At 67.4% G+C, this 13636-nt stretch carries 10 protein-coding genes; 4 read left to right on the forward strand and 6 right to left on the reverse strand.

All coding sequences use genetic code 11. The annotated features are described in order from the left end of the window. Window positions 1–1532 precede the first annotated feature (1532 nt). Both cls and Mal64_RS07680 read left to right on the forward strand, forming a co-directional pair. Window positions 1533–2993, forward strand: a complete 1461-nt coding sequence (gene cls / locus Mal64_RS07675; RefSeq protein ID WP_146398820.1) for a cardiolipin synthase — start codon at window positions 1533–1535, stop codon at window positions 2991–2993. A gap of 147 nt (window positions 2994–3140) precedes the next feature. After that, on the forward strand, window positions 3141–3881 hold the full coding sequence (locus tag Mal64_RS07680) for an endonuclease/exonuclease/phosphatase family protein (protein ID WP_146398822.1): 741 nt from the start codon (window positions 3141–3143) through the stop codon (window positions 3879–3881). 10 nt (window positions 3882–3891) lie between these two features. Here the strand turns inward: Mal64_RS07680 and ahr are convergent, their stop codons facing one another. Next, a complete protein-coding gene (gene ahr / locus Mal64_RS07685; RefSeq protein ID WP_146398824.1) occupies window positions 3892–4905 on the reverse strand; it encodes an NADPH-dependent aldehyde reductase Ahr in 1014 nt (337 codons plus the stop codon). 126 nt (window positions 4906–5031) lie between these two features. Next, on the reverse strand, window positions 5032–6357 hold the full coding sequence (locus tag Mal64_RS07690) for a dicarboxylate/amino acid:cation symporter (RefSeq protein WP_146398826.1): 1326 nt from the start codon (window positions 6355–6357) through the stop codon (window positions 5032–5034). Window positions 6358–6614: 257 nt separating this feature from the next. On the opposite strand from Mal64_RS07690, the gene Mal64_RS07695 reads away from it, so the two are divergent. Continuing rightward, window positions 6615–7958, forward strand: a complete 1344-nt coding sequence (locus tag Mal64_RS07695) for a SpoIIE family protein phosphatase (RefSeq protein WP_146398828.1) — start codon at window positions 6615–6617, stop codon at window positions 7956–7958. Between the two features lie 112 nt (window positions 7959–8070). On the opposite strand, the gene obgE is transcribed toward Mal64_RS07695, so the two are convergent. The 4 genes from obgE to Mal64_RS07715 all read right to left on the reverse strand — a co-directional run bounded on the left by obgE (window position 8071) and on the right by Mal64_RS07715 (window position 11514). Next, entirely contained in the window at window positions 8071–9069 is a 999-nt protein-coding gene (gene obgE / locus Mal64_RS07700) for a GTPase ObgE (protein ID WP_146398830.1), read from the reverse strand. Between the two features lie 112 nt (window positions 9070–9181). Further along, window positions 9182–9451 carry a 50S ribosomal protein L27 gene (rpmA, locus tag Mal64_RS07705; protein WP_146398832.1) on the reverse strand — a complete coding sequence of 90 codons (270 nt, stop codon included), beginning with the start codon at window positions 9449–9451 and terminating at the stop codon, window positions 9182–9184. Window positions 9452–9554: 103 nt separating this feature from the next. Further along, window positions 9555–10505, reverse strand: a complete 951-nt coding sequence (locus Mal64_RS07710) for a hypothetical protein (RefSeq protein WP_146398834.1) — start codon at window positions 10503–10505, stop codon at window positions 9555–9557. A gap of 367 nt (window positions 10506–10872) precedes the next feature. Further along, a complete protein-coding gene (locus Mal64_RS07715) occupies window positions 10873–11514 on the reverse strand; it encodes an EF-hand domain-containing protein (protein WP_146398836.1) in 642 nt (213 codons plus the stop codon). 268 nt (window positions 11515–11782) lie between these two features. Here Mal64_RS07715 and Mal64_RS07720 point away from each other — a divergent pair, with 268 nt between their 5' ends. Continuing rightward, the gene (locus Mal64_RS07720) at window positions 11783–13606 is read left to right on the forward strand and encodes a cation:proton antiporter (protein ID WP_146398838.1); all 1824 of its coding nucleotides are present in this window, start codon (window positions 11783–11785) and stop codon (window positions 13604–13606) included. Window positions 13607–13636: the final 30 nt, after the last annotated feature.

The raw sequence follows: 13636 nt of genomic DNA on the forward strand, positions 1-13636 counted from the left end.
ACCGATCACGCCGCCTCGCCAAAAGCTTCGAACGGACCGTCGAGAGCGACACCGCCTTCGTCCAGATTGCGATGATCCACCTCATGGTCAAGCGGCTATGATATCGCCCTTATTGGACAAGCTCTTAGATTCAGTTCAAATCTGTCCGCGTCTTTCGGAGGAATCACTTGGGACAACTCGAACTGCACCTGATCCCCAACACACGAACCAATCTCTACATTATAAGAATACGAGAGTTCCCTCCGCATGCCTCGTCGGTTGGACAACAGAACCAGACGATCAACTGTCTCAACAACACCCCTGGTCAAATAAACCGGTTCCTCCCCATGGTTTAATAGTCTGACATCCACACTTGGGTACTTATTCCCCGCATTATCGACAAGTGCATCAACAACCTCCAGCCGTGACCCCACAGCTCTGCGTTGCTGACCAATAACCCACTCTTCATGCTGCGACTTAATGCACAATAGTTTCTGCGTGGGGAAATCGACTCCGCAGTTCTTGTCGATCAGGGCAGCATGAGTAGCGCAAAGAAAAATTGCATTCGACACACTGGAGCGTTCCTCGAGCGACAGCGAAGCGTCGTACCTAGGCCCCCCTGGAGATGCGGCTGATATATGAGCAACCACGCCTATGTTTGTGCTGCTTTCCTTATCGTGCGTACTTGCAGCTAATGTCGAAAGACGGCAATCAGGGAATGAACAGTGGTACGCCGCTCGTTGGCTGACAATGGTTTTAGTCTTCGACGAGAACTCATCACGATTCATGACATCCTTTAACAAACTGGTACAATGCGAAGCGCATCGCTGCGAGTACGTAAAATGCTGGCGGTGGTACAATGTACCTCCTCGACGAGACTCGTATAGCCGCTCAATCTATACGAGGAATAGGCGTGCCCACCCAGCACCCGAATATCCCCAGTCAGTCCACTCTTCGTCGATGAAATCCCTTTTGCCGCCCCATTCGGCATCGTAATCGTCTAGACAACAATATCGGTCGAAAGAGAATCAAGGCCAACCCCCAACTCGAGCAAAGACTTCCTATTTGACCGAGGTACTGTGGAAGCAGTCGATCAAGCATCGCCGGGTGCCACAACTGGCTTGCCCCATCATTGCGTCTCCGCGACACTGCGCGCAATATGCTCAAATCACCGGCCAAGAATAGTTTTGCGCGACTTACGACGATTCGCCCTCGCCGATTTCTCGCCGCCAGTCGAGCAGGGCGCAACACCTACAACAAAATCGCCAGTGGCCAAGAATCGCTGCTGCGCGCGCGGCCCAAAAGCGATTGTCGAAATTAGGTGAAACGGCTGTTACAAAGATAATTGGGCGCCGCAGGGGGCCGGCCTTTGCAACGCGATGGGAGCTGGGGCCGGTCTCCTTACTTTACGACGCACGCTCCGTGTCGTAACTCCTTATCTCTGGTCGCGCGCTTTTTTCCGGCGGCGCGCGATGGGGCGCTTTGAGAATATTTTTGGCCGCGGCTAACCTAAGGCCATCCGTCCCCCCCGCCGCGACCCGCTCCGCCCGCCGATGACCGCCGCTCTCTTGTATTACCTCGGCCTCACCCTCCACCTGACGGCGTTTGCCGTCATCACGCTGCGGGTCATCTGGCGCAAGGCCGACGCCGGGACCGCGCTGAGCTGGATCGCGCTGGTCGGGCTCGTCCCGCTGGCCGGCGTGCTGTTCTACCTGCTGGTGGGCGAGCGGCGGATCGGGCAGGGGCGGGCCCGACGGCTCGCCGACCTGCGGGTCGATTACGACAAGCTCGCCGACGCCATCATCGAGGGCTGGCTCACCCACGTCGACTGGAGCCGGCGCCGGCCCGAGGCCGAGGCGATGAACCGCCTCGGCGAGCGGCTCGTCGGCATGCCGACGGTGGGGGGCTGCTCGGGCGAGCTGGTGTCGGATTCGGGCGAGATCCTTGAGCGGATCGCCGCCGACATCGACGACGCATGTTCGAGCGTGCTGATGGAGTTCTACATCTGGGCCAAGGGGGGCCGCGCCGACGACGTGGTCGACGCCCTCGTGCGAGCGGCCGGGCGCGGCGTCGCCTGCCGCGTGCTGGTCGACGCGGTAGGCGCCCACCCCTGGTGGCGCGGGCCGCAGAGCCGGCGGCTGCGCGAGGCGGGCGTCGAGCTGCGGGTGGCCAACTCGACCGGCCTGTGGCAACTGCTGTTCGCCCGCAACGACCTCCGTCTGCATCGCAAGATCGTGGTGGTCGACGGCGAGGTCGCCTGGACCGGCAGCATGAACCTGGTCGACCCGCGGTTCTTCAAGCAGGAGAGCGGCGTCGGCCAGTGGGTCGACGCGATGTACCGCGCCGAGGGTTCGGTCGTGGCGCCACTCACCGCCACGGTGCTAGGCGACTGGCTGCTCGAGACGCACGACACCGTGGAGCGGGCTTTGGAGTACGCCGACCTCGACCGCGTGGCGCCCAAGGGCGACGGCGACATCCAGGTGGTCCCCTCCGGCCCGGCCGACAACTCCGACGGGTTGCTGCAGATGCTGCTGGCTATGATCAACGCGGCCCGCGACGAGCTCGTGCTCACCACGCCCTACTTCGTGCCGGACGAGTCGATCGTCCGAGCCCTGCGGGGGGCGGCCGCCCGCGGGGTCGACGTGCGGCTCATCGTGCCGGAGAAGATCGATTCGCTGCTGACCCGCTACGCCAGCCGCTCGTACTTCGACGAGCTGCACTCGGCCGGCGTGAAGGTTTGCCTGTTCCACGGCGGTCTGCTGCACACCAAGTCGATCACGGCCGACGGTTCGATCTCGATGTTCGGCACGGTGAATCTCGACATGCGGAGCCTGTGGCTCAACTACGAGGTGTCGCTGTTCGTCTACGGCGACAAGTTCGGCGGCGAGCTCCGCGCGTTGCAGCAGACGTACCTCGACCATAGCCACGCGATCGACCCCGATGAATGGGCCCGCCGGCCGATACGCGAACGGCTGATGGAGAACACCCTGCGGCTGATGGGACCGTTGCTTTGAAAAAGGCTGTTAGCTGACAAGGAAAGCCTCCGGCTTTCCCCTAGCCCCTAGCCCCTAGCCCCTAGCCCCTAGCCCCTCACCTCTCACCTCTCACCTCTAGCTAACAGCTAACAGCCAATAGCTAACCGCCTACTGCTGCCATCCACCATGCGTCTCCGCCTGCTCACCTACAACATCCACAAGGGAATCGGCGGCGTCGACCGGCGCTACGACCTGGGGCGGATTGTCGAGGTGATCGCGCACTACGAGCCGGATGTCGCCCTGCTGCAGGAGGTCGACGAGGGGGTCCCGCGCAGCCGGGGCGACCGTCAGGCGGAGCTCTTGGCCGAGCGGCTCGGCATGCCCCACTTCCTGTTCCAGCCCAATGTCAAACTGCGGCGCGGCGCGTATGGCAACGCCACGCTGAGCCGCTTGCCGCTGCACGACCGCGACGACGTGGAGCTGACGATCCGCCCCAAGAAACGCCGGCGGGCGCTCGTGGCGACGCTGCGGCTGGAGGAGGGGGGACACAGCCGCAGCGTGGTGCTGGTGAACCTGCACCTCGGCCTAGCGGGCTTCGAACGGCGGATGCAGGTGCAGCGGTTGATCGCGTCGGAGGCTCTCACCTCGCACCACGCGCACACGCCTTGCGTGGTGGGGGGCGACTTCAACGACGTGTGGGGCGCCATCGGCCCGCGCCGCATGACGCCGGGAGGGTTTGAGAAGGCGACCGGGCTGATGCGCACCTTCCCGGCGATCGCCCCGGCCAGGCCGCTCGACGGCGTTTACCACCGAGGCGATTGCGAGGCCACGGGCGCCTTCGCCGGCCGCATCCAAGCCGCCCGGCGGGCGTCGGACCACCTGCCGTTGGTCGTCGACTTCGAGATCGGCGGCCCCCAATCTCCGTGACCGCGCCGCCTCAGCCGAGGTCGTTCTCCAGCACGATCCGGTAGCGCGGCGAGCCGCTGCGCAGGCGCTCCATCGCGTCGTTCGCCTCGCTAAGCTTCATCGGCTCGACGATCGGCGCGATGTCGTGGCGTGTGGCGAAGCGGACCATCTCGCGCAGCGTCTGCGGGCTGCCGACCGGCGTGGCGGTGATCGTCCGCTGGGCCATGATGAGCGGCATGACCGGGGTCGAAACGCTCGGCGCCGCGCCAACGATGTGCAACTTGCCGCGGGGGCTGAGCGCGTTGATGTAGGCTTCCCACGGCAGCTCGGCGCCGACCGTGTCGAGGATCAGGTCGAACGAGCCGGCGACCGACTCGAGGGACTGCGGGTCGCGCGAGTTGACGAAGTGGTCGGCGCCCATCTCGCGGGCCTCGTCCTCCTTGTCGGGCGAGCCGCTGAAGGCGGTCACCTCGCAGCCCCACGCGTTGCCGATCTTGAGCGCCATGTGCCCCAGCCCGCCGATGCCGACCACGCCGATGCGGTCGATCGGCCGCACGCCGCTCTGCAGGAACGGGTTGAAGACCGTCGCCCCGCCGCAGAACATTGGGCCGACCACCGACGGGTCGAGCGAGTCGGGGATCGGGATCACCCACTCCTGGCTCGCCCGCACGCGGTCGGCGAAGCCGCCGTGGCGGCCGACGATCGTCATGCCGGCCGAGCCGCACAGGTTGTGATCGCCCGACATGCACTGGTCGCAGAACATGCAGCTGCTCGAGTACCAGCCGAGGCCGACCGACTGGCCGACCTCGAGCCCCGTGACGCGATCGCCCTTGGCCGCGACCACGCCGGCGACCTCGTGCCCCGGCACGTACGGGTAGACCGAGATGCCCCAATCGTTGCCCAGCATGCTGAGGTCGCTGTGGCAGAGGCCGCAGTACTTCACGGCGATCTCGACCTCGTCGGGGCCGAGATCGCCCGGGTCGTACTCGAACGGCTTGAGTTCGCCGCCGGCTTCGTGGGCGGCGAGGGCGTGGAAGGTTGGCATGGCGGGCTCGCTGGCGAGAGGGCCGGGTGGACTAACCGTTCCCCACTCTATCGCACCCGCTAATCTGGCAAGCAAGTGCAACCACCGTGGTTCGTCCGGCGCGCAGGCGGGGTCTCCCCGTACGTGTCAGCCGTCCGCCGGCGACTCCTCGGCCTGCGGGTGGTAGTCGTCGTCCCACTCCTTGACGTGCGGCTCGCCGAGCTTGCCGGTGCTCTTGGCCACGAGCATCGCCACCGTGGCGTCGCTCGTGATGTTGGCCACGGTGCGGAGCATGTCGAGCACACGGTCGACCGGGATGATCAGCGCGATCGCGGCGCTGGGGACCTCGATCGCCTCGAGCACGACGATCAGCATCACGATTCCCGCGCTCGGCACGGCGGCCGTGCCGACCGAGGCGAGCATCGCCGTCATGCCGATCGTGAATAGGTTGGCGAGCGTCAATTCCATGCCGAACGCCTGGGCGATGAACACGGCGGCGACGGCCTGGTAGAGGCTCGTGCCGTCCATGTTCACGGTGGCGCCGATCGGCAGCACGAAGCTGGCGACCTCCTCGTCGACGCCGAGGTGCTCCTCCACGCGCTCCATCGTCACGGGCAGCGTGGCGGCGCTGCTGCTCGTGGAGAACGCCAGCAGCTGGGCGGGCGAGAGCCCGCGGAAGAACCACAGGTAGCCGCGGCCGGTCAGGGTGACGACCAGCGCCGGGTAGAAGATAAACGTCATCACCGCCAGGCCCGCCACCACGCATAAGCTGTAGATCAGCAGGGCGAAAAAGACGTCGAACGAAGGGGTCTCGGCCACGAGGGCGGCCATCAGCGCGAAAACGCCGAGCGGCGCCGCGAGCATGATCAGATCGATCAGCTTGAGGATCACCTCGTTGAGCCCGTCGAAGAACGCCTTCACGGGCCGGCCCTCCTCCTCCGGCACGAGGATCAGGCCGACGCCGAAGAACAGCGTGAAGACGATCACCTTGAGCATCGAGCCGTTGTCGGCGGCGGCGGCGAACAGGTTGTCGGGCACCAGATCGACGAGCGGCTGCAGCGGGCCTTGCTCCTTCTGCTGGGCGGCGATCTTCATCTTGCTCTCGGCCACGTCCGAGGCCGAGGCGACCAGCTGGTCGCGGGTCTCGGCGTCGAGCCCCCTGCCGGGGCCCACGAGCGAGGCGACCGTGAGCCCGACGGTCACCGCCACGGCGGTGGTCATCAGGTAGAGCACGATGGTGCGCCCCCCCATCGAGGAGAGCCGCGACAGGTCCTTCAGGTCCGACACGCCTTTGACGAGCGAGGCGACGATCAGCGGCACCGCGATCAGCTTCAGCGCGTTGATGAAGATCGTTCCGAACGGCTTGACCCAGTCGGTCACGAAGCCTTGCCAGCCGAGCCAGACGCAGAGCGCCCCGAACAACAGCCCGGCGGCCATGCCGAGCAAGATCTTCCAGTGGAGGGCGAGCTTCATCGGGGAGGACTCGTCGGAGGGTGGGGGATGGGGGTAGTGGACCTAGGGGGCGCCGGGGGATCGATCGAACCGGCAACGGCCATGCGACAGCATGCTCGCGCCGAGCGGCCGTTACAACCCAACTCTTTTGACCACCCCGCCAGATCGGACAGACCGAGGGCCGATGGCAGACTTTAGCGAGTGCGCGATGCGGGAAAGCAAGGAAAGGTTTCCCGCACACCCCACCACGACCCAACGCCCTACCCCCTGCGCCAACCGTGCAAACCACCACGACGCAATTCGACCCACCCACGATCCTCTTGCCCGCCACGGCTGCCGGCCCGATCGAGACCGATCCGCCGATCAGGGTCCCCGCGATCGAGCCGAAGCAGCCGGTGCTTTCGGCGCTGATGGAACAGCGTCTCGGGATGGTGCTGCGCGGCGCCGCCGAGGGTTTCGCGTGCCACGCGGCCGAGATGTGGCTCCTCGACGACACAACACAGTCGCTCCGCCTGGCCACGCGCAGCGGCCCCGCTCAGTGGCCGCGCCGGCCGCGGCCAATCGAAGGCGCCGAGGCCGACCTTGCCGCGATGGCTGGCGGCGCCGTGGTGCTCGAGTCCGAGCCGGAGATCGCCGACTGGCGGTTGCCGCTCGACTGCGGCGCCGTGGTTTGCCTGCCGATCGCTTCGGACACCACGATCCACGGGGCGATGTGGGTCTACTCGCAGCAAGAGCGCGAGTTCGCCGACCACGAGGTGCAGCTGCTGGAGATCGTCGCCGGCAGGTTGGCGGTGGAGATCGAGCGCGAGCGGTTGCTCGGGCAGGCCGCCGCGAGCAAGCGGGCCGAGCGGCAAGCCGAGGAAAAAGAAGACCACCACAAGAAGCTGCCAGCCCAAGCCCGCCAACCCCAGCCCGAGCCCAAGGTCTCGGCGCCGTCGGCCGATTCGGTCTCGATGGCGACCGAGTTGCCCTCGGTGACGCCCAGCTTCGAGGAGCTCGAGCTGGCGGGCTGGACCGATCCGCTCGTCCCGGCGTCGCTGCACGACTGGCAGGTGCTGGCCGACGGCCGGCTGCTGGCTCTGGCGGCGAGTGTGGTCGACGCGCCGGGCGTGGCGACCGAGTCGGCCGTGCTGGCCATCCAAGCCGCCCGGGTCGCAACGCGGGCGTTGGCCTCCGGGGCGCTCGACGCGGGCGAGTTGCTCACCCGCGTTTCACAAACCGTTTGTCAGTCGACCTCCGGCGGCGAAGGGGTGGCGATGGCGCTCGCGCTGGTCGACCCCGAGTTGGCCGAGGCTTCGGTCGCGCTGGCCGGCGACGCGGTCGCGCTGCGGGTGCGGGCCAGCCGCGGCGCCCAACGCGGCGGCGAGCTCCCCCCGCTGGGATGGGACCCGACGGCGGTGTACGACTCCGAGTCGTTCGAGCTGGCGATCCACGAGCGGCTGGTGCTGCTGTCGGGCGACCCGCAGCTATCGAGCCCCGAGGCGCTCAAGAAGCTGCGTCGGGCGTTCCTCGATTGCTCGGCGGACGACCACCGCGCGATGACCGCCCGCGACTGCGTGGGCGTGGTCCGCGCGGCCAAACGACGCTGGCTGCAAACCGCCGTGACGCTGCGTCGCCGCTGAGACGCGGCGGGCGAGCCGTCGGCGTAAGCCGCCGGAGTGTTAAAAGCCAAAGAAACGCTCGCCACAACAAGGAACACCAGCGTCTGACGCCGCCGGCTCGCCATCGATTCGGCTATTCGGTGGGGGTTTCTTGCAGCACGCGGTGGGTCTCGCTCAGGAGCTCCTTGAGCCCCGCGCCGGTGACCGACGAGAACAGACGCACCTCGCGGCCGATTGCGGCGGCCATCTCGTCGCGCACGGCGTCGGCGCCGGGGAGCTCGGCTTTGCTCACGGCGACGATCTCCGGCCGGGCGGCGAGGGCCTCGTCGTAGCGCTCCACCTCCTGGCGGATCGCGCGGTAGTTCTCGATCGGGTCCGAGCCGTCCAGCGGCGCGGGCTCGACCAGGTGGACCAGAACCCGGGTGCGCTCCACGTGCCGGAGGAACTCGTGGCCGAGGCCCACGCCTTGGCTGGCGCCCTCGATCAGGCCCGGGATGTCGGCCATGGCGAAGGTGCGGTCGCGGTCGACCTGCACGACGCCGAGGTTCGGGCTCTTCGTGGTGAACGGGTAGTCGGCGATCTCGGGACGCGCCCGCGAGACCCGGCTCAGCAGCGTGCTCTTGCCCGCGTTGGGCATGCCGAGCAAGCCGACGTCGGCGATCACCTTCAGCTCGAAAGTGAGTGTGCGACGCTCGCCCTCGCCGCCGGGGGTGTGCTCGCGCGGCGCCTGGTTCGTGGCGCTCTTGAAGCGGGTGTTTCCTTTGCCCCCATGACCCCCTTGGGCGGCGACGACGCGATCGCCCTCCTCCTTCAGGTCGCGGAGCACCAGGTCTTGCGACTCGTCGACGATCACCGTGCCGGGCGGTACGTGGATCACGAGGTCGTCGGCGTTGGCGCCGTGACGCCCCGAGCCCTGGCCCGGCACGCCGTTCTTGGCGCGCCACTGCTTGCGGTGGATCAGCTCGGCGAGGCTGTCGACGCCGGGCTCGGCCACGACGATCACGCTGCCGCCGTTGCCGCCGTCGCCGCCGTCCGGCCCGCCGCGAGGGATGTACTTCTCCCGTCGGAAGCTCATGCAGCCGTCGCCGCCGCGGCCGGCTTGGACTTCAACGGTGACGCGGTCGACGAACATGGAGAGGTATCGACTAAGTAAGGAAGCAATAGTTCTCCCTCCCCGTTGGGGGGAGGGAATAAAAAAGGACGCCTTGCGGCGTCCTGGCGTTTCTCGTTGATCCCGTTTGCGATCAGCTCGCGACGGCGGTCGCTTCGACCGGCGCCACGACGTTGATGCGGCGACCTTCTTGGTCGAACATCACCGAGCCCTCGATCAGGGCGAACAAGGTGAAGTCCTTGCCCTGGCCAACGCCCTTGCCGGCGCGCCACTTGTTGCCGAGCTGGCGGGCGATGATGTTGCCGGCGATCACTCGCTCGCCGCCAAACTTCTTGATGCCGCGCCGCTGCGCGTTCGAGTCACGACCGTTGCGGCTCGAGCCTTGTCCTTTTTTGTGCGCCATGACTGGGGCTCCAAAAACGATGGAGTGGGTGTGCGGTGAAGAACGCCGGAAGACCGTCAAAAACGCCCCGGGGGGGAGCGGCGATCCTGGCGAGCCCCACAGCTTACCGGAACACCCAGCGGTGGGCAACCCCCTCGTCGACGCCGTACAGGTCGGCTTTGCCGACCGGAACGCCGTAACGGACCTCCGACTCATGCTGCAGGAATCGGTCGCCGGGGCGCCAGAAGTTCAGCTGAAGGGTCTTGTGGGCGAACTCGCGGCCCTTGCCGGGCGGGTCGCCCGCCTCGTAGGCCCCCGGGGGGTCGGTCCAGCGGTAGGCGTTCGTCAGCCCACGGGCGTAGACGCTGAAAAAGTCCATCTCCGGGTCGATGTTCTCCCACATCGCCACGCCCCACCGCTCCTCGCCCACGGCGATCGGCTCGGCCGACATCGCGACGCTGCCCAGCAGCTTGCGGCCGGGGGTCTCACGCAGGCGGATCGGCTCGACCGCCGCCGGGATCACCTTGTCGAGGTAGGCGCGGTAAATGCGGCCCCCGTTGGGCGCCGTGTCGTGGCCCTGGAGCACGAAGTGCGGCAGGTAGCGGATCGCCTCGCCCTCGCCCTTGGCGAACGACATCTCGCCGACTTCGCTGGCCGAGGGGACGAGCGTTTCGCCGGTGTTTTTTACCCGATAGACAAGGTACCAAACGAGTTTGCGCTCGGTCTCGCCCGAGGCCTGGGGCACGTCGATAAAGATCATCCGCAGCGGCTTGAAGCCGAACTCGAGCTGCCACAGCTCGCGGTTGAAGCGGGCCTCGGCGGCTTTGTTGAAGAGCGTGCGGCTCTCGGTCTGGAACTCGGGCTTCCACTCCAAGCCGGCCTCGGCGCGGAGTTCGACCACGTCGTGCACGCTGGTCGTGTCCGCCGGGCTGAGCTCGACCGGGATCACGGTCTCGACGCCGGGCGCGAACACCCGCGGGGCGGGCGCGTCTTGGGCCAGCGCGGCCATCGGAGCGACGGCCAACGCCACGACGAGCGAGCGCAGGAACCAGCGGGAAGCAACATGAACGGGCATACGGTGCGTCCGGTAAAGAGGGTCCGGTAGGGGGCCGGTGAGGGCAGAGTCCGGTGAAAGCTGGGGGGTCGCGGCAGGGACCGGGCGCAAGGGCCCGAAACCCCAGTATATTTGCCGCCGCCTCCCCAAACAACTTAGCCCGCCCGCTTCCTCGCGGCGCCCGGGGCCGCCTGTGCGGGTTGTGCCGCCGGTTTCAGACGCCCCTCTCGGCGCCCGGGGCGGCAAAAAAAGCCCCGCGTGGCGCGAACGCCACGCGGGGTCGAGTCATCACGGCACGGGCATCCGGGGGGGGACCACCCGATCCGCCAGGGTCGGCCGAGGTCGCGGGAAACCCCCGCCTCCCCGTGACGCCCTCCTGGCGTCAGACTCATTCGGGAGCGTCTTGCCCCGGCTCCGGCCCACGCGGCGGAGGACCGCCTCGGCCACCAGGGCCACGGCCACGGCCGCCGCGTTCGCCGCCGCCAAAGCGGCCGCCACCCCGACGCATGCCCTGCATCCGCTCGCGGAAGTCTTCGATCAGGCCGGTGAACTCCTCACGGCTGATCTTGTCGTCGCCGTCCGCGTCGAAGCGGCTGAACAGCTCTTCGGGGTCCATCGCCCCCAAGCGGCCGCCGCGCGGCGGGCCGTCGGAGTCGCCACGGCGACGCCGCGGCGGGCCTTCCTCGCCAGCGGCGCCCTCTTCGAAGTTCGGCCGGGGACCGTCGAAGTCACGCGGCGGGCCGCGACGCGGGCCGCGATCGCCCCGCTCCCGGTCGCCGCGCTGCCGATCGCCTCGCGGCCGATCGCCTCGCTGGCGGTCGCCCTGACGCTCGGCCCGGCGGGCCTCCTGGGCGGCGCTGAACTCTTCGGCGCTCAGCTCGCCGTTGCCGTCAGCGTCGAATCGCTCGAGCATCTGCTGGTAGCGTTGCATGCCGCCACGGGACGGCGGGCCTTCCTCGGGCTGAGCCAGGACGGGCGACGCCATCGCGACGCCCATCAGGCCCATCATTACGGTGCGAATCGTGCTCATTGGATTACCTCCTTAGGGGGTTCCTGCGAAAGGAACCGTTTGCTGGATGAAACGTTTTTGCGGGGTACGCCGGGCCGGCTCTCCGTTCGCCCCCGCTCCACGCCAATAAACCCCTTGGGCCCCGCCCGGGTATCGCCGGTTGCGGAAAATATATGTCGGGCGGAGGCGGCCGGTCGCTATCTGCCAGCCGGCCCCCCGAATAGACTTTTTACTGGCCCCCCTCCGAGTCCCCCGCCCCTGCCGACCGGCTCCACGACCCCCGCTAGCTATGGAAAACTACACGGCCCTTTACCTCGCCGGCGTGCTCGCCCTGGGCATCTTTGCGCAATGGCTGGCCTGGCGCTTGAAGCTGCCCGCGATCGTGCTGCTGCTCGCCTTCGGCTTTAACCTCGGCGTCATGTTCGGACCGCCCGAGGAGTACCTCGGCAGCCAGGCCCTGCTGCCGATCGTGTCGCTGGCGGTCGGCGTCATCTTGTTCGAGGGGGGGCTGAGCCTGAGGTTCCACGAGCTCCGCGAGTCGGGCGGCGTGGTGCTGCGCTTGGTCACCGTCGGGCTGCTGGTCACGTGGGCCGGCGCCACGCTGGCCGCATACTGGATCATGGGCTTCACCTGGCCGATGGCCACGCTCCTTGGCGCGCTGCTCACCGTGAGCGGCCCCACGGTCATCATGCCGCTGCTGCGCCAGGTGCGCCCCACCGGCCGGGTCGCCTCGCTCATCAAGTGGGAGGGAATTGTCAACGACCCGATCGGCGCCGTGCTCGCCGCCCTGGTGTTCGAGGTCGTGGCGCACGGCGTCCATAACGACGTGGCGAGCGAGTCGCTCGTGCTGCTGGGGCGCACGGCGCTCGTGGGCCTGGGCATCGGCGCCGTCAGCGCCTGGCTGATCGTGCAGATGCTGCGGCACTACTGGCTTCCTGACTTCCTGCAGATCCCCGTGGTGCTGGCGATGGTTGTCACGGTGTTCGCCGTGTCGAACTACCTGCAGCACGAGTCGGGGCTGGTCACGGTCACGGCACTCGGCGTGCTGCTGGCCAACCAGCGGGCGGTGGCCGTCAAGCACCTGATCGAGTTCAAGGAAAACCTCCGCACGCTGCTGATCTCCGTGTTGTTCATCCTCCTATCCTCCCGCGTGCAGATCGGCTGGGACGAACTCGGCAACATCGGCTGGAGCGGGCTGCTGTTCGTGGCGCTGCTGATCCTCGTCATCAGGCCGATCGCCGCCTTCATCTCGACCGTCGGCAGCGACCTCACCTTCGGCGAGCGTGTGCTCCTGGGGTGGATCCACCCGCGCGGCATCGTCGCCGCGGCGGTCGCCTCACTGTTCGCCATCAACCTGGGCGGCACGGAGCTGGCCGCCGATGGCGACCGGCTCGTCATCATCACCTTCCTGGTGATCGTCGGCACCGTGACGGTGTACGGCCTGACGCTCGGACCGCTGGCCAAGCACTTCGGCCTGGCCCAGCAAGACCCGCAGGGGGTGCTGTTCGCCAGCGCCTCGCCGCTGGTGCGTGAGATGGCCAAGTCGCTGCAGGCCGAGGGCTTTGCCGTGATGCTGGTCGACACGAACCCGCAGCATATCTCCGCCGCGCGGATGGCGGGGTTGCCGGTCTGCTACGCCAGCATCGGCAGCGAGTTCGTCCGCGAGGAGGTCGAGATGGGCGACATCGGCCGCCTCGTGGCGATGACGCCGAACGACGAGATCAACAGCTTGGCCGCCACCGAGTTCGCCGAACACTTCGGCTCGGCCAACGTTTACCAGCTGGCGGCGCCCCCCACGACCGAACGCCACGAGCGGGTCCCGTCGCACCGCCGCGGCCGCACGCTGTTCCGCGAAGACGCCACCCCCACGATGCTCGCCGAGCGGTTCGCCCGCGGGCAGGTGATCAAGAAGACGACGCTCAGCGACGACTTCACCTACGAAGACTTCCGCTCCCGCTACGGCCAAGACGCGCTGATCCTGTTCACCGTGCCGGAGAAAGGCAAGCTCACGATCAGCGTCGCGGGCCGCAAACTCGAGCAGAAGCCGGGCAAGAAGATCATCGCGCTGGTGGACAAGGAGATCTCGACCGGCGAGAGCGGGGTGCTGGATTAGCGTGTGGCTGCGGCGCCTGAAGAATTAGCC

Origin of the sequence: Pseudobythopirellula maris (assembly GCF_007859945.1) — a bacterium.
In the GTDB taxonomy this organism is placed as follows: domain Bacteria; phylum Planctomycetota; class Planctomycetia; order Pirellulales; family Lacipirellulaceae; genus Pseudobythopirellula; species Pseudobythopirellula maris.